We start from the raw sequence: 16,796 nt of genomic DNA on the forward strand, positions 1-16,796 counted from the left end.
GCGCTCCGACGGAGCCCACGTGGCCCACGAGACGGTCGTTCACCCGATGTCCGTAGGCGGTCAGGACGGCGCTTCGCGCCTCGACGGTCGGAGACGCGTGCCATGCGGCCAGGGCCAGCGCAGCCGCTTCGACCGGTGCCGCATTCCAGCGCGCCGCTGACTGCGCGGCGAGTTGCCTCGACCGCTCCACCTTGTGGGCCGTGACCGACGTACGCCATTGCCATGTCACGACCCCGACCGCGACCAGAATGGCGGACAGCAGAACGGCCACGACGGTCGTCAACGATCGGGCCCGTCGGGTACGGGCCTTCCGGCCGCGCTCGCTGGCCTCCAGAAAAGTGGCGATGTCGGGGGCCGGATCGCCGGTCCAACGTCCGACGGCGTCCTGCGCGGCCTCCAGTCGCCTGCCGCTGTACAGATAGGAGGTGTTGCGGCCGTTGGCGAGCCAGGTGTGCACGTCGTCGACGAGCCGCAGGCGCAGCGCGCGGTCGGTGGCGCTTGCCGTCAGCCAGTCACGAAGGGTGTTCCAGGAACGCAGCACCTCCTCGTGGGCGATGGCGACCAGATCGTTGTCGGTGACGGTGATCAGCCGTCTGGCGGCGAACGCCTCCACCACAGTGTCGGCATCGGGGCCGGCGGCGATGCGAAGGCTGGCGCGGGTGCGGGGGTGTATCGCCAGCGGCCCGTCACCGGCGAAGGTGAGTTGGACGAAGACCCTCCGGGCGGTGTCCTGCTGATCGGGGGAAAGGGCCGTATAGACCGCTTCTGCGGTGGTGCGCACGATGTTGGCCACTCCGCCGGTGCGGAGGTACGCCTGCCGGCTGAGTCCTTCGGTCTCTTTGGCCTGCCACATCACGAACATGACCTGGGACAGCAGGGGAAGGGCGCCGTCGCCGAAGCCGACCGAGGCGCCGCGTTCACGGAGGTCGTCGAGGACCGCGATGCAGAGATCGTCGGGCACGTCGACACCGGCCTCGGCCGCCGGGCCGGTGATGGCTTCTCGCAGTTCGGACTCGCTCATCGCGCCGACGACCAGCAGGTTCTCTTCGGCCGCGCGCTGCAGTGGCGGGAACCTCGTCGCCTGGTCCAGGAAATCGCCCCGGACCCCGGAGACGATCAGCGCACCCGGTTCGCCACCCGGCAGGACGGGGACGGTGGCCATGGCGTCCAGCGCGGTCAGGAACGTCGCCTGAGCCTGCGGGTCCTTGGTGAGGGTGAACAGCTGCTCGAACTGGTCGACCGCCAGCACCACGCGACCGACCGTCCCGCTGGTGCCGTCGCTGTCCGGTCGCGGCGCCAGACCGGCCGCCTCCAGCGCCTGCGCGACGAGCAGGTGCGCCTGGTCGGGGCTGTCACGCAGCGAGCTGCGGACCGCGACCGCGTCGATTCCGATGAGGTTGGCCATGGCCACGGCGAGTTCCCGGACCGGATCCTCGGTCGGGGTGATCACCTGACGTGGCCACGCGTCGCACCCCGGCGCGACGTCACCGCGAGCGAGTGCGGACATCAGACCGGCGCGAAGCAGGGACGACTTCCCGGCTCCGGAAGGACCGACGAGCAGCAGCATGCCCGGATCGGAAAGCAGGCCGCGGAGGCGGTCGACGAGACGGCCGGTGAGGTCACGGCGACCGTAGAAGAGCCGGGCATGATTCTCCTCGAACGAGAAGAGACCCAGGTAGGGGCATTCAGCCCACCGCGGGCGCCGTATTTGTGAGGCGGTTTCGGCCCGTACGTCGGCACGATCGGCGGCAGCCTTCTCCGCCAGGAAGCGAACCCGCTTCCGCTCCCCGTCGGTCGCGTTCAGAGCCCCGGCGAGCGCCACAGCCGTGTCCGGGCCCGGAAGCGACTTCCCGTTGAAGATGCCGCTGATTGCGCCAATGGACAGTCCGGACAATTTGCTGATCGCTCTGTAGGGGAGTTTTCCGCGCCGGGCATGGAGTTCGAGGAGAAGGTCGCGCAGCTCGCGGTGGTAGCCAGTGGGAGATCTACCCATCGCGGCTGCCGTCTCTCAGCGGAGTCTGCACGACCGGTAGGGTATCGACCCTTCCCTGGCTGTTCAGTCCGTTCACCGCACCCGCGTGAATGTCGACCTGTACGGCCAGGTCGACGACCGCCTCCGGATCGGTGTTCAGTCTGATCGGTGAACGGCCCTCCACCGGCCATTTCCTGGTCCAAGGAAACAAGTCACCAGGAGGACATGATGCCCCGCAAGCCGTTCACCCTGCGCCAGACGTTCCTTGGCGGCGCCGCACTGATCGCCGGGTCCGGCGTCGGCACGCTCGCCGAAGCAGTCACCACCCGCTCCGGACACACCTATCCGGGAGTCGGACAGGTGGCCGCTGCCGCCGCCGCACTGTGGGTCCTGGAAAAGCTCAACCTGCTCATCGACGACGACACCGAGTAGCGCGGGTTCTCGGGCGCCACCGGCCGCTACACGAAATACGACAGCATCCCCTCGCAGCTTCGCGTGACGGCCAACGCCGCGCGCCGCTGATCGGCCGTCAGCAGCACGCTCTCCGTCTCGTCCTGCCAGCGCCGCAGTACGTCGTGCAGCCGGCTCCACAGCTCGTCGTCGGACGACTCGTGCTCGATGCCCAGCCGGGCGAGGATGCTCGTGCCGTCGGCTCCCAGCAGCCGGCGGGCCTCGGTCGCCAGGGGGTCCGGCAGGGTCACCCGACCGGTCCGCAATGCCGCCAGCGTCCGCAGTTCCAGGAAGTCGTGGGCGCTGGCGGTCAGCCGCTCCAGCTCGGCGCGCAGATGGTCGGCGTCCTCCCGCGGCTCGGCGCGGAGCATGAAATCGAGCGCCAGCAGCGCCGTTCGTGCCTTGAGGACCTGACGCCGGTCGAGGAAGAACTCCCGGATCGACTCCCGTACCTCGGGCAGGCCACTGCGCCGGACGAGCTGTTCGGCGACCTTCTCCCGGGTCCGGCTGCCGGTTCGGATCAGGGTCACCGCGAGCCGCACCCCGGACGGGCCGAGCCGGTCCAGGAGTGCTCCGCGCACGGTCGTGTCGAGGGGAACGGGGAAGCCGCCACCCGTGAAGCGGTCGGTCGACAGCAGGAAGGGCTCGAGCTCGCTCCGTGACACGTCGGCCAGCGTCGCCAGCGCGAGGAACTCCGAATCGGTGAGCGTCGACCCGGTGCGGGCGATCAGCGGGGCGAGGGCGACGACGTTCTGGCAGAGCGGATGGACGTCCGGTTCGCGACCGTACCGGCGGGCGATCTGCCGGGCGGTTCCGAGAGCGTCGATGCGGCCGCCGCCGATCTCGTCGGCACGCGACAGGACGACCAGGACGTTCACCGGCAGCGCCAGCGGGCCCGACCCCTTCTGCGCGGAACGCAGGAAGGCGAGATCGGCCGCGCCCAGCTGACGGGTGAGGTACAGCACCGCGTCGGCGTCCCGCAGGACCCGCCGGGCGACCGAGCCGTCCTCGCTCGCCGGGGTCACGGCCGGGGAGTCGATGAGCTGGGCGTGCCGCAGCGCACGGACGGGTAGCTCCACCACGACCTCGTTCACCTCCTGCGGTTGCCACCGGGAGAGGTCCAGCCGCAGGCCGGAGCCGAGCCGGGCCACCGGGACGTCGTGTACCGGTCCCTGGCCGGGGTAGATCGTGACCCGCGGCACCGACCCGTCCTGGTACCAGGTGAGCGGCCCACCCTCGCCGCCCACCTCGACGGGCGCGACGTCCTCCCCGACCAGCAGGTTGACCACCATCGACTTTCCGGTGTGCGCACGCCCGGTCACCGCGATGCGGAGCGGCTCGTCGAACCGGTAGAGGTGGTCGCGCAGCCAGGTCGTGGCGCGTCGGCTGTCGCGGTAGACGCGGGACGCCTCCGACAACAGGTCGAGTACCCCGCTCCGCAGGTGCGGCTGCGGGCTCACGACATCGCTCCGCCGCGGACGGCGAGCGGCGCACCGGGCGGCATACCGGGCGGCACGGCGGGCGACCCGGCCGCCGCGGACAGTTCCCGCGCCTGTTCGTACACGCCGCCGAGCCGCATCAGCTCGCGGCGGATCCGCTGGGCCCGGTGTTCGCGGACGGCGGCCTCGCTGTCGGCGGCCTGCTTCGCGGTGCGGGCGGACTCGACGATCGACTCCTGCAGTTCCTCGGTCAGCGTCGCGAGTTGGTCGCGCAGGGTCCGCTGCACGTGCCGGACGGCGTCCCGGACGTCCTTGCCCAGCCGCAGGAAGACGTCGTCGATGTGCCGTTGGACGGCCGCCTTCGCCACCGCCTGCCGGCGCCGGCGGACCGATCTGCCGTCGTCGAAAATGGTCTTGCCGCCGAAGACGGCGCCGGCGCCGAGCGACAGCGGGTTGATCAGCGGCTGACCGGCCAGGCTGGTCACCAGGCCGAACATCAGCACGCCGCCGTACGAGCCCCGCAGGCCGGAGAACACCCGCTGGCTCACGGTGAACCGCTCCGCCGCCGGCCGGTCGATCGGCGTCACCCGGTCCGGCAGCCGCCGCAGGCGCTCCGCGATCCAGAGCACGGCCGAACGGGCGTCCGGGTCGTCGGTCAACTGCCGGGAGACCCGCTCCGCGAGCGCGTCGACCCGGTCGACCAGCGAGGTGCAGGTCTCCTCGGCGGCGTCGACCAGGGCGCCGTTGAGCCACTCGTCCACATCGCGCCATCGGCGCGCCGGGTCGATCTCGTCGAGCATCCCGTCGACCCGGCGCAGCATGACGCGGGCGGCATCACGCAGTTCGTACTCCACGTCGGAGAGCAGGTCCGCCACCTCGTCGGCCAGCGCGTTCTGCCAGCGGACGGTGCATCGACGCAGCTCGTCACCGCGGCGCTGCGCCGCGCGCAGCCGCGACATCGCATCGGTGTCCTCGCCCCTCGTGAGCGTCGCCAGTTCCTGGTTGAGCGAGGCCGCGAGCTCCTGGACGACCGAGCGGCCGACGAGGGTGACCGTGTAACGGGCGAACCGGTCACCTTTGCTCGCCAGGGTCGCGCGCAACGCCGTGATCAGCTCGGGAAAGCCGGACTCACGGTTGAGTTCCGGGTCACCGGTGGCGGCCGCCCGCAGGCGGAGAGCCGCGGAAACCGGAATGACCCGGGCCGCGATCCCGGCGTCGGCGAGCGACCGCTGGCTGCGCCGCAGAACCTCCCGCCAGCGGACGGCGATGTCGGTCTTGGTCAGCGCGACCACGACGTCGGAGAACCCGGCGGTGAGGGCCGACAGCAGCGCGAGCGTGCCACGGGACAGGCCCGTGGACGCTTCGCACACCAGGACGGCGGTGTCGGCCCGGGTGAACGCCGCGAGGTCCGCGACGGTCGCGGCCGTGTCGGGTGCCGGCCGGTCGACGGCCTCGAACGTCGCCGCCGGCGCCTCGATCAGGGCGATCCCGGCGGCGAGCAGCGACCGGGGCACACCGATCTCGGCGTAGATCCGCTCGCCGGGTCCCGGCGTCGGTTCCGGCCCACCGGGCCGCGGGACGAGACGGTCGAGCGGGACCGGCGACCGGGTCTCCGACGGCTGGCGACCGTCGCCGGCGCCGGCCCGGGCCGGTGCCTGTCGGACCAGGACGGCGGACGGGGCCGCGGCGTGCTGCACGACGGTGGTCAGGGCGCTGCTCACACCGTCGTTCACCGGGCATACCGGCGCGTTGAGAAGCGCGTTGATGAGCTGGCTCTTACCGTGTTTGGCCGCGCCGAGCACCAGCACCCGAAGCTGCGGATCCAGCAGTTGAGCGCGTCGCTGTCCCAGCCCGCGCCCGAGGTCGCTCCGGCCGTGGGCGCTGCAGATCCGGGTGATCTCGTCGAGCAGGTCGAGCCACCGGGGCGCCATCGGCGCGCCGAGGGCGTCGGGTGTGCTGAAAACGTCGGTCTCCGCGCCCTCCCAACGGCGCGGAGAGGCCGGACGTACGTCGGTCGTAGGCCCGGCCTCCCATGGTGCGATCAACCGTCGACTCCACCCTTGAATTGATCCAGGCCAATTGATTCAGATCAGTGGAAGGTGGTCGGTGACGCCGTGCGTGACGTCCCCGACCAGCCCGTCGACCGGCGAGTGGCCGATCGTGGGAAGGTCCGATCCGGTGTGGCCCGCGCCGGTCGGGTCGGTGAGGCCGAGGTCGGCGCTGTGCGTCCCCGTGACCGACCCGGTCAGCCCCGGCGAGCCGAGTGCACCGGTCACCCCGGTCAGCGTGCCCACGGAGACGTCGGCCGCGCCGACGACACCGGTGACGGTGGAGTCGACCACGCCGTTGACCGGATCGGCCACCCCGCCGACGGAACCGACCACCCCGCCCAGCTGACCGGTGACACCGCCGACCGTGCCGGTCAGCCCGTCGAGCCCGGCCGGGCCGGTGCCGCCGAGAACCGGCCCGCCCACCGCGCTACCGATCGGATCGAGGCCGTCGATGGTGCCGGCCGGATCGCCGATCGCGGACAGCTGGCTGGGCACGCCCGCCAACCCGGCGGGGCCGCCCGGTCCGAAGCCGAGGCCCGGCAGCGTGACCGGGGAAACCTCCAGTTGGCCGAGGTCGAGGGACACTCCCGCCACCGCCGTCGCCCCGAGGTTGAGGTCGGTCCCGGTGCCGGACCCGGTGCCGATCGGCAGCTGCTGGGTGAATCCCTGCAGCTGACTCACCGCGCTGGTCGGGTCGGAGCCGAGCCCGCCGACGAGGGCGTCGGTGTCCACCAGGCCGGTGACCCCGTCGACCGGGGCGTAGTCGACCACGAGCGGAATGACGTCCTGTACGTCGGCGGCGGTGATGTCGCCGAGGCCGGCATCGGCGAGGGCGCCCTCGGGATCGAGCTCGAACTCGGCGCGCGCGCCGGGCTCGACCAGAAGCTTGAGGACGAAGTCGTGCAACGTCGTCTGGATCTCCATCAACCACATCTCCTCAGGTGTCAGACATCGACGGCGATCGGCTGCCCGATCGACGTTGGTGACGCTAGGTTCCGGCGGCGCACACCGGCATCGGGGATCGCGCCGGATCACCGCGCGTCCCACCCCGGGGTGCCGGGCGTCGCCGGTTGGGGGGATTAGGGGATCGACGGCGGTCAAAGATCTGGGGAAGACCACCAACCCGACATCTGGTACGAACGAGGACGTTGTCGGGATCACGGCAGCGCGCGTCCCGGGGCCGACCGGGGCGACCGCCGACCGGCACCGGCGCCGGAATGTGCGCCGTCATCACAGGACCAGCCGGAGCCGGTCGACCGTGACCGGCAACGTGAACGTGCCCGCAGGCGGATGGAGGAGGGTCGGATGCCGTACGTCCTCGGCGTGGACATCAGCGGCGACAACGCGTTCGCCGCGGTCTGCCGCCGTGACGGCGAGGGCTGGGCCGACGCCACCGCCGCTCCACTCGGCACCCGGTCGACCGCCGTCGAGTCGGCGCTCCAGATCTCGCCGACCGGGGCGCCGGTTCCACGGGACGGATCCGGGCACGACCGAACCGGAGAGCCGGGTCGTTCGATTCGCGGTTACATCCGGCGCGTCGGCGACGATGTCCCATTCATGATCGGAAATATGCGCTATCCGGCGCACGAGCTTGCCGCCACCATGATCCGGTGGATCGCCGACCGGGTCTGGGCGGTCGAGGACGAACCGGCCGAGCAGGTCATGTTCGCCTGCCCGGCCGGATGGGGGCCGCACCGCGAGGGCCTGCTGCGGGACGCGTTGCGGCGCACGGGTCTGACCGACGTGATGTTCATCGCCGCGCCGCTGGCGGCGACCGCCGGCCACACCGCCGGCGGGGAACCGCCCACCGCAGGCGTCTTCGCCGTGTACCACCTCGGCGACAGCGGCTTCACCGGATCCGTGGTCGAACGCCACAACAGCGGCGCGATGGAGGTCATCGGCTGCGTGGAGGGCCAGGTCGGTGCCGCCGATCTGGACGACGTGCTCGTCGCCCACGTCGGAGCCGTCGCCGGCCACCTCGACAGGGACACCCTGACGATGTCGTGGCTGCGCAGCAGCTGCGGCGCGGCGCGGGAGCGGTTGGCGGTGGCGGCCGAGGCGGTCGTCCCCGTTCCCACGTCCGTCGGGCAGATCGACGTGGTGGTGACCCGGGCCGAGTTCGCCGAGCTGGTCCGACCGCTACTCCAGCCGACCGTCGACAGCCTGGCACGGCTGGTCCGGTCCGTTCTGGAGCCGGCCGATCCGGCCGCGGTGCTCCTGGCGGGCGAGGCGGCGCACACGCCCGGGCTCGACGCGTTGATCGCGCCGCAGCTACCCGTTCCGGTGCTGACCGATCCGCACCCGGCGAGCCTTGTCGCCCGGGGCGCCGCACTCGCGGCCCGTCGGGTCGCGGCGCGCACCCGGGCCGCGGTCCGCTCCCACGGCGCGTGGGACCCGGCATGACCGCGGTGGGGCTCGGCGGTACCGGGACGAGGCCGGTGTTCGGGCCGCACGTCCGGGCGGCGCTCGACGCCGTCTCGCCCGACGCCTGGACCGGGGTGTGCGTCCAGGCACCGGGCGGATCCGGCAAGACCACCCTGATCCGCGAGTTCACCGCCCGCTGCGACGCCGCCGGGATACCGGTTCTGACCCCCTGGCCAACCGTGCCGGAGTCCGTCGACGACGGGGCCGTGCTGCTCGTCGACGACGCCCACCTGCTCGACACCGCCCAGCTGGACGCGCTACGGCACCTCGTCCGCCGGTGCCGGCCCCGGCTGGTCCTCACCTGCCGCCCCTGGCCCCGGCCGCCCGCGCTGGTCGAGCTGATCGCCGTGGTGTCACGGACGCACCCACCGCTGACGCTCCCCCCGTTCACCGCCCACGAGGTCGGAACGTATCTGGCGACCGTCTGGGCGGAGCCCCCGCCACCATCCGTGGTCGAGCACATCCACGCGCAGACCGGTGGGGTGCCCGCCTTCGTCGCCCGGCACGCCCTGTGGGGTGCGCCGTCCGGGCCGGCGCTGCGGCATCCGCCGGCGGAGTTCCTGGCCCTGTTCACCGCCGAAATCGACGCGCTCGATCCGGACGTGCGCCGGGTCCTGCTCGCCACCGAGGCCGGGATGGGTCTGCGGATGGACCTGCTCGGCGCCCTCCTCGACCGCGATCCCGACGGTGTGGCGACGGTCCTGGAGGCCGCCCGGGCCACCGGCCTGCTCGGCCGCGACGGCGAGCTGGTACCGGTCGTCGGGTCGGCGATCCGGACGGTGGTCCCGCTGGCCCACCGGATCGCGGTGTGGCAGCGGCTGATCGACCTGCAACTCGACCGTGGCGCGCCGGTGCTCCCCCTGGTCCGCGCCCTCCTGGACGCCGGCGGGTCGGCGGCCGACAGTGCGATGGCGGCCGCCTTCGAGGCCGGCGCGCACGAGGCCATGGGCAGTGATCCGGCACTGGCGGCACGCATGTTCGCGGCGGCCGCGACCGCGGGGCGGCCGACCGTCGTCGCGCAGGCGCGCGCCGCCGCCCTCGCCGGAGACCTCGACGGGGCGCTGCGCCTGGCCGACCAGGTGATGGCCGACCCCGGCTCGCCGGAACGCTCCGACGGCGCGGTCATGGCGGCAACGGCGCTCGCACATCGCGGGCAACTGGCCCGCAGCGCCGAGCTGTTCCAGTGGTCCGGTCACGGTTCGGCCGCCGCCGAGTTCGCGGCGATCGGACTCGTCGGCAGCGCACGCCTCGCCGACGCGGAGAAGATGCTCCGCGACGGACCGACGGCGGACTCCCCGACGCTGCTCGCCGGTGCGGCCGAACTGACGGCCCGCGGGGTGCACGAATCCGTCTGCGCCGCGCCGACCGTCGCGCTCTCCACCCTCGTCCAGGCCGCCACGCTGCTCGAGTCGGCCGGTGATCAGACCCCGCTGCCGGACAGCCCCGCGGCGCTCGCGGCACTCGTCGGCATGCATGGCGGCGACCTGGACATCGGCGAGGCGGTGCTGCTGCGTGCGATGGCCGGCGACGTCGGCGGCGCGCTGCTGGCGACCCGGCACCGGCTCCTCCACGCGTGGCTGCTCATGATGCGCGGGGACATCGCGACGGCCCGGGTGGAGCTCGCGGCCGTCGGCGCGCACGGGGACAGGCTCGAACCGCGCGATCTGATCTTCAGCACCGCGTTGGCGGTCGGGCTCGCGCGACGCAACAGCGACCTCGTCGCGCTGCACCGGGCCTGGCCCGATGCCTGCCGGGCGGTCATTCAACACCCGGTGGACCTGTTCATGTTGCTGCCGCTGGGTGAGTTCGCCGTCGCCGCGGCCCGGATCGGCCAGCAACGCTGGATCGCCAACCAGCTCCGGGACGCGTGGGCGCTGCTGGAGGACCTGAACAGCCCTCCACTGTGGACGGTGCAGCTGCACTGGGCGTGCCTGCACGCCGCGGTCATCTCGGAACAGCGCACCGAGGCCGCCGCGCACGCGGCGGCGCTGGACACCCAACGCTGGTACAGCCCGTTCGTGGCGGCGGTCGCGTCGGCCGCGGCATGCTGGCTGGCCGTGCTCACCGGGCGGGTCGACCAGTCCCAGGTCGAAACCGCGGCGCGGGCGTTGCACGCGAGCGGTCTCAGCTGGGACGGGGCGCGACTGGCCGGGCAGGCGGCGATCCGGACGACCGACCGCCGGGTGATGACCTCCCTGCTCGACTGCGCCCGGGTTCTGCAGGGCCGGCAGGCGCCCACCGAGCCGAACACCGGAGCGCCGTCACCGGGTGCCCGGCCGCCCCGGCGCGGCGAGGTCGGGCTGAGCCCCCGCGAGCACGAGGTCGCGACCCTGGTCCTGGCCGGCCTGACCTACCGGGAGATCGGCGACCGGCTGTTCATCGCGGCGAAGACCGTCGAGCACCACATGGCCAGGATGCGCCAGCGGCTCGGCTGCGCCAGCCGCAGCGAGCTGCTCGCCCACCTTCGCGTCCTCACCGACGACGGCGCCGAGTCCCGCACGAGCCTGGAGAGGGAATCACCGTGACCCGACTGGAACTGGCGTTGGTCGTCGACCTCGCCGGGTTGCTGGAGCACCTCGTGGGCTGCATTCCCGGCGCCGAGACGGCGATCCTCCTCACCGCCGACGGTAAGGCGACGGCCAGCTGGAGCGGCTCCGCCCGGACGGCCGGGGAGGTCTCGCTGCTCGCGCCGACCCTGCGGGCCCTGGCCGAGGCCGCCGCGCGCTACCGGCGCCTCGGACCGGTGTGGCGGACGATCGTGGCCCTGGACCACCAGATGTTCGCGCTGGCACCGGCCGGTCCCGACGCCGTGCTCGGCGTCACGCTCAACGGTCGGGCCACGCTCGACTCGGTGTTGATCGACACGGCCACCGCCGCGGAGCGGGCCGGACGGATGCTGGCCGCGCACGACGTCCACCCGGACGCACCCGCGCTGCAGCGGCGCAGGCATCGCCGGTCGCTCGATCCGCACCCGCTGTGTCATCCGGCGCGCGGCACCACATCGGTCACGACGCTCGCCCCGGGCCGGTCGGCCGCCGGCCTCGCACACCTCACCGGGTGCGATCCGAACCCTTCCGACGACGAACTCGAACGGATGCTGGCGCGGCTCCGCTCGCTGTGACCGTCGCCGTCCACCCCTTCCCTCATCGCGCCCCTCCCGGAGAGCCTTCATGAAGAACGTTCCGTCCCGTCCCCGACCGCGCAGCCTGCCGGTCGTCGTCCTGACCGCGATCATCTCGGTGTTCACGGCCGTAGGCAGGCCGTTCCGGTGGGGCCGACTGCCCACCTACCAGCAGATCGCGGTCGGTATCGGCGCGGGAATCGTGGTGATCGGGCTGGCGGTGCTGTTGATGGGGGTCCGATGGGATTCGTCGATCCCGACGAGTGGACCGCGTCGAGCCGCCGCCGATGGCACCCCGACGGCCAAACCGGGTACCGGCACCCGGACACCGACCGCGTCGGAGATCTCGCCCAGCACCGACGGGTCCACCCCGCCGCCCGTCCTGGGTGCCCCGACCGGCGGCGCGCCGACGCCGTCCGCGCCGGGCGGTTCCGGTCGAGCCGGGTCCGGCGGCCGGGCCGAACCGTTGCGGGCCCGGTTCAGCAAGGTCGCGGGCAGCGAGTCGCTGACGAGGTACCGGGCCACGGTGACCGTCACGAACCCCGGGCAGGTCGCCGCCTCGTCGTGGACGGTCGCCATCACCCTGCCCCGCGAGACCCTGACGCTGTCGGACGTCGAGGGCGCCACCGTCAGCCGGAACGGAGCAACGTGGACCGTCGTGCCCGCCGCGTCCGTGGGGACCGTGGCGGCGGGCGGTTCGGTGTCCGTCTCGTTCCAGGTGAACGGCGCCGCCGTCTTCGACGCCACCCCGACGGCATGCACCATCAACGGACAGGCATGCACGGGCCTGGGCTAGCCACCGCGTTATCGCGGCTGACGCGCCGGGGAGGCGGACGCCGGGCCCTGCTTGGCGTCGAGCGCCAGGTGCAGGTCGAGAAGGTGGTTCTGGGCATTGTGACCAGCGTCGAGAGCCGCCTTGATCAGGTCGTGGTGGGTGGCGGCCCGGGTCTCGGCATTGGAACCGCGGTCGTACCGCTCGGCCAACCATTCCGCGTGCAGCAGGTAGCAGTGCACGAGTGGCTGCCCGTAGTAGTAGCTCATCTGCTGTGAAGTCATGGCGAAGGTGCGCAGGAAGGTCGCGCTGAGGTATCCGGTCAGGCCGGCGCCGGCAGCTGTCAGGGCTCCGGCGGTGATCTGTGCGCTGAGGTCGCCGACGATGAGTACCGCCGTTGTGCCAGCGAGCAGGACGACCAGACCGACGGAGGCGGCCACGACGCACGCGACGTAGGACGCCTGGGCCTGACCGAGCGCGGTGGCGACGAAGCGGTCCATGAGCCGGAAATTGAACAGCAGAAGCCTCTTCAGACCGTGGTCCTCGACATACTTCACCGCGTCGGTCAGGTCGGCGCACTCCCGGTGATGTTGGCGCCAGCGGCGACCGCGTGTGCGATGCAGGGCCATCACACCCATCGGGCTCAAGATGGCCAGCAGCAGGCAGAACGCGACAGCGGCCAGGGCCGGCAGGGCGGCGGCCGTGTCGTCGAGCCAGCGAATCGTGTACGCGCCAGCGCCTGCCGCGACAACGATCCAGCCGATTGAAAGCCAGCTGGCGTTGCGTCGCGAACGCTTGTGGTCGGCGTCGACGACGTCATTGAGTTCGTCGTTGGACATCGACCATTCGCCGAGGCTGTCGAGGTCCGGCTGCCGGCCGTTCTGCGTGGCCGGGGTATGGGCTTCGGTCGGGTTCGGCATCGTTGTCGTCATCGTCAGTGACCGTGTCACGACGCAACACACGATCACAACGGCTGTCCGGCCCGGCCGTCTCGGGTTGACGACAGTCGCCCGTCGCCGATCAGGCATCGTCATTTGCCGGGTGGTCAGCCGCGGTGGTGGATGGCCGTTCAGCCGGTCGGTCGTTCGGTGCGCGGCCTGCCGGTGGACCCGCCGTGGAGCCACCCCTGACCGGCGATCAGCGGTAACGTCGTGGGGATGTTCGAGGGATTCGACGGGATCGACATCGCGACGCGGCACACGACGATCCGCGGCGTCCGGGGCGGGTCGGGGCCACCGGTCCTGCTCCTGCACGGTATCCCGGAGACCCACCTGATGTGGCACCGGATCGCGCCGGCCCTCGCCGAGCGGTTCACGGTGATCGCGACCGACCTGCGCGGTTTCGGTGCGAGCGGCAAACCGCCGAGCACGGCCGACCACGAGCCCTACCGGATGCGCGCGATCGCCGGCGACCAGGTCGAGGTCATGGCGGCGCTGGGCTTCGATCGGTTCGCGGTCGTGGGTCACGATCGCGGCGCCCGGTGCGCGTACCGGATGGCGCTCGACCATCCGGACGTCGTGAGCCACCTCGCGGTCCTCGACATCGTGCCCACCGGCGATGCCTACGCCCGCGCCGACCGCGATTTCAGTCTGGGCTACTGGGTGTGGTCGTTCCTCGCCGCCCCGCACCCCGTGCCGGAGTCGCTGATCGCGGCGGCGCCGGGCGTCCTGGTCGACCACATGCTCGACGCGTGGTCCGACGTGCCCGACGTGTTCCCCGACAGCGTGCGGGCAGCCTATGTCGCGGCCTTCGAGGACCCCGACACGGTGCACGCCATCTGCGAGGAGTACCGGGCGGCAGCCACCCTCGACGTCGCCGACGACGAGGCCGATCGGCACCGCCGTCGCATCCGGTGCCCGACGCTGGTGCTGTGGAGCGCCACCGGCGCGGTCGGGCAGTGGTACGACCCGCTCGAGGTCTGGAGGACGTGGGCCACCGACGTGCGCGGTGCGCCGGTCGATGCCGGGCACTTCCTGCCGGAGGAAGCGCCCGACGAGACACTGCGCCATCTGCTGGCGCTGTTGACCTGATCAGAAGTCAATCTTGCGCAGGCGGGACTCGAAGGCCGCCGGGTCCATGGCGAAACCGACGTGTCCGCCCGGGAACATCGTCGGCGCGGTGCCGAGCAGGTCGGCCAGGACCCGGCTCGACCGGTCGCACAACTCGCCGGCCGAGTCCTCACCGAGCCCCACGAGCACCCGGGTGGAAACGGCCGTCAGCCGTGCGATGTCCGGCCGGAAGCCGATCGTGCCGCGATACATGTTCCGGTACTGGAACGCCTCGTCGGCGACCTCCTGCGGGGACGCGTCGGCGCTCACCATCATCTCGACGACCTCGTCCGGCAGCTCCAGGTTGGCGATGGCCATGAACCGACGGAAGGTCGCCAGCCGGTCCCCCGTTTCGAAGATGGCCAGCATCTCCTCGGTGGCGGCCATCAACTCGTCGCGGTCGGGCAGGATCTCCAGGAGCGGAGGCTCGTGGGCGATCACGACGGCCACGCTGTCCGGGTGCTCCTCGGCGAGCGCCAGAACGCTGACGGCGCCGCCGCTGGAACCGATCGCCAACGCCGCCGGACCGGCGCCGACGTGGTCGATGAGGCGGGCCAGGTCGGCGGCGCGCTGTTGCGGGGTGGACGGCGCCGCGCGGTCACGAACCGAGCTGCGCCTGATGCCGCGGGGGTCGGTGGTCAGCACGGTGTGGTCCACAGCGAGCAGGTCGGCCAGCCCGGCGAACGAGTCGGCGTCCATCGGCGCACCGGCCAGCACAACCAGCGGTCCGTCACCGCGCACCTCGTGGTAGAGGTCGGCGTCGTCGACGTGGAGCAGATCGGTGCGGGTCATGGGACGTTCCTCCTGGTAGTCGTCGGTCTTCAGGAGTGGAGACGGCGGCCGTCGGGCAGAATCGTCGCTCGTGAGCAAAGTTTCTTCCGCCAGCCCTTCCGACGCGGACCTCGACCGCGCCCGGAACGGCGACGACGACGCGTTCGCCCGTCTGGTGGAGCCGCACCGACGCGAGCTGCACGCGCACTGCTACCGGATGCTGGCATCGTCACACGACGCCGACGACGTGTTGCAGGAGGCGCTGTTGCGGGCCTGGCGGGGACTGGCCGGGTTCGCGGGCCGCAGCTCGCTGCGGACCTGGCTCTACACGGTGGCGACCCGGGCATGCCTGGACGCGGCCGAGTCGCGGGCCCGGCGGGCGTTGCCGGTCGACCTCGGACCGGCCAGCACGCGACCGGTGATCGGAGACGTGCCGGCGGCGGAGACGGCCTGGGTGGAGCCGTACGCCGACCTGGGCCTCGGCGCCGTGCCCACCACCCCGGACGTGCGGTACGAACAGCGGGAGGCGGTCGAGCTCGCGTTCGTGGCGATGCTGCAGCACCTGCCGGGCAACCAGCGGGCGGCGCTGGTGCTGTTCGAGGTACTCGGCTTCTCCGCCGGTGAGATCGCCACCATGATGGACACGTCGGTGACCTCGGTGAACTCGGCGCTGGCCCGGGCGCGCACCGTGGTCTCGTCCCGGGTGCCGCCGGTCAGCCAGCAGCGGACGCTCCGGCAGATCGGGGACGAGCGGTTGCGGGAGACGGTGACGGCGTATGCGCGGGCACTCGAATCGGGCGACGCCGACCTGCTGATCTCCCTGCTGACCGAGGACGTCACCTGGTCGATGCCGCCGCTGCCGCACTGGTACACGGGGTTGGCCGCGGTCACCGAGTTCGCCGTGGCGGTTCCGCTCCACAACTGCGGCGAATGGCGGCACTCGGCGCCGATCAGCGCCAACGGCCAACCCGCTGTCGGCAGCTACCTGTGGAACGCGACCGCCTCGGAGTTCCGGCCCTGGTCGATCGACGTCTTCACGATGCGCGGACCGCAGATCCGCGAAGTGACCTCGTTCCTCGACCCGTCGTACTTCGCCGGATTCGGGCTTCCGCCCGCCCTTGAGGCCGCCTGGCCGGTCGCCCTGAACGGGGGCTGAAACCGGCCAGGTGGCACGGGATCGGTCTCAGTACGCGTTCAGCTCGAAGTCGTCGATGTGGAACGAGCTCGCCAGCGATCGGTCCTGCCAGCTCGTCAGCGACACGGTGACCGTGTGCCCGGCGAAGATCGAGGCATCGATGTTCACCTGCCAGTACCCGGCCCCCGCGGCAGCGTTGGACCAGTAGCCCAATGGCTCATATGCCCCGTCGACCCGAGCATCCAGCGAGAGAATGTCGAACTCCTCGCTCGACGACTCCCTCGAATCGACGTGCAGCCAGAAGCTCAGCACCACGAACGGGCACCCGGCCGGCATGACCACCGTCTGGGACAGCGTCTCCGCCTCCGGGCCGACCTTCCCGAGACGCGCGTTCCACGCGCCGGTGTGGGCGTGCCCCCGCTGCGCGATCGCACCCGGTGGCGCCGTCCAGTTCGCCTCACCGGATTCGAAGCCGGAGTTGGACAGCTGCTGCCCCGAGTTGGTGCACGACGGGCTGTGGATGGCCAGGGTGAAGGTGACCGTGCGGGTCATCGTGGTTCCGACCCCGGTGATGGTGACGGTGTGCAGGCCCAAGGGTGCGGTGGGCGTGGTC

13 protein-coding genes and 1 pseudogene are annotated in these 16,796 nt (G+C 72.0%); 7 read left to right on the forward strand and 7 right to left on the reverse strand.

Annotated elements, in window-relative coordinates:
• Positions 1-1,993: helix-turn-helix domain-containing protein (locus tag Vau01_RS39650; RefSeq protein ID WP_204004737.1), on the reverse strand; the 1,993-nt coding region annotated here is incomplete at its 3' end.
• Positions 1,994-2,200: 207 nt separating this feature from the next.
• Here Vau01_RS39650 and Vau01_RS39655 point away from each other — a divergent pair.
• Positions 2,201-2,404 (forward strand): hypothetical protein, encoded by a 204-nt coding sequence (locus tag Vau01_RS39655; protein WP_204004739.1) that lies wholly within the window; start codon positions 2,201-2,203, stop codon positions 2,402-2,404.
• Between the two features lie 26 nt (positions 2,405-2,430).
• Here Vau01_RS39655 and Vau01_RS39660 read toward each other — a convergent pair whose 3' ends face one another.
• The 3 genes from Vau01_RS39660 to Vau01_RS39670 are packed head-to-tail and all read right to left on the reverse strand — an operon-like array spanning position 2,431 to position 6,836.
• Positions 2,431-3,882: a GTPase family protein gene (locus Vau01_RS39660; protein ID WP_204004742.1), complete on the reverse strand. Its 1,452-nt coding sequence runs from the start codon at positions 3,880-3,882 to the stop codon at positions 2,431-2,433.
• Positions 3,879-5,906, reverse strand: coding sequence for a dynamin family protein (locus Vau01_RS39665; protein WP_239152223.1), 2,028 nt, complete (start codon positions 5,904-5,906; stop codon positions 3,879-3,881). The genes Vau01_RS39660 and Vau01_RS39665 overlap by 4 nt, the downstream gene beginning before the upstream one ends.
• 39 nt (positions 5,907-5,945) lie before the next feature.
• Positions 5,946-6,836 carry an IniB N-terminal domain-containing protein gene (locus Vau01_RS39670; protein WP_204004744.1) on the reverse strand — a complete coding sequence of 297 codons (891 nt, stop codon included), beginning with the start codon at positions 6,834-6,836 and terminating at the stop codon, positions 5,946-5,948.
• Between the two features lie 381 nt (positions 6,837-7,217).
• Here Vau01_RS39670 and Vau01_RS39675 point away from each other — a divergent pair, with 381 nt between their 5' ends.
• The 4 genes from Vau01_RS39675 to Vau01_RS39690 are packed head-to-tail and all read left to right on the forward strand — an operon-like array spanning position 7,218 to position 12,253.
• Positions 7,218-8,315, forward strand: coding sequence for an Hsp70 family protein (locus Vau01_RS39675; protein WP_204004746.1), 1,098 nt, complete (start codon positions 7,218-7,220; stop codon positions 8,313-8,315).
• A complete protein-coding gene (locus tag Vau01_RS39680) occupies positions 8,312-10,861 on the forward strand; it encodes a helix-turn-helix transcriptional regulator (protein WP_204004748.1) in 2,550 nt (849 codons plus the stop codon). The genes Vau01_RS39675 and Vau01_RS39680 overlap by 4 nt, the downstream gene beginning before the upstream one ends.
• On the forward strand, positions 10,858-11,457 hold the full coding sequence (locus tag Vau01_RS39685; protein ID WP_204004750.1) for a roadblock/LC7 domain-containing protein: 600 nt from the start codon (positions 10,858-10,860) through the stop codon (positions 11,455-11,457). Before Vau01_RS39680 ends, Vau01_RS39685 begins: the two co-directional genes overlap by 4 nt.
• Positions 11,458-11,506: 49 nt before the next feature.
• Positions 11,507-12,253, forward strand: coding sequence for a cellulose binding domain-containing protein (locus Vau01_RS39690; protein WP_204004752.1), 747 nt, complete (start codon positions 11,507-11,509; stop codon positions 12,251-12,253).
• An 8-nt stretch (positions 12,254-12,261) separates the two neighbouring features.
• On the opposite strand, the gene Vau01_RS39695 is transcribed toward Vau01_RS39690, so the two are convergent.
• Positions 12,262-13,161, reverse strand: coding sequence for a TRADD-N-associated membrane domain-containing protein (locus Vau01_RS39695; protein ID WP_204004754.1), 900 nt, complete (start codon positions 13,159-13,161; stop codon positions 12,262-12,264).
• 225 nt (positions 13,162-13,386) lie between these two features.
• Here Vau01_RS39695 and Vau01_RS39700 point away from each other — a divergent pair, with 225 nt between their 5' ends.
• Positions 13,387-14,259: an alpha/beta fold hydrolase gene (locus Vau01_RS39700; RefSeq protein ID WP_204004757.1), complete on the forward strand. Its 873-nt coding sequence runs from the start codon at positions 13,387-13,389 to the stop codon at positions 14,257-14,259.
• Here Vau01_RS39700 and Vau01_RS39705 read toward each other — a convergent pair whose 3' ends face one another.
• Positions 14,260-15,069: an alpha/beta fold hydrolase gene (locus Vau01_RS39705; protein WP_239152224.1), complete on the reverse strand. Its 810-nt coding sequence runs from the start codon at positions 15,067-15,069 to the stop codon at positions 14,260-14,262.
• Between the two features lie 70 nt (positions 15,070-15,139).
• On the opposite strand from Vau01_RS39705, the gene Vau01_RS39710 reads away from it, so the two are divergent.
• The gene (locus tag Vau01_RS39710; RefSeq protein ID WP_204004760.1) at positions 15,140-16,204 is read left to right on the forward strand and encodes a sigma-70 family RNA polymerase sigma factor; all 1,065 of its coding nucleotides are present in this window, start codon (positions 15,140-15,142) and stop codon (positions 16,202-16,204) included.
• Between the two features lie 27 nt (positions 16,205-16,231).
• Here Vau01_RS39710 and Vau01_RS39715 read toward each other — a convergent pair.
• A pseudogene (locus Vau01_RS39715) lies at positions 16,232-16,796 on the reverse strand (aminopeptidase); the annotation flags it as partial.

Source organism: Virgisporangium aurantiacum, from assembly GCF_016863635.1.
In the GTDB taxonomy this organism is placed as follows: domain Bacteria; phylum Actinomycetota; class Actinomycetes; order Mycobacteriales; family Micromonosporaceae; genus Virgisporangium; species Virgisporangium aurantiacum.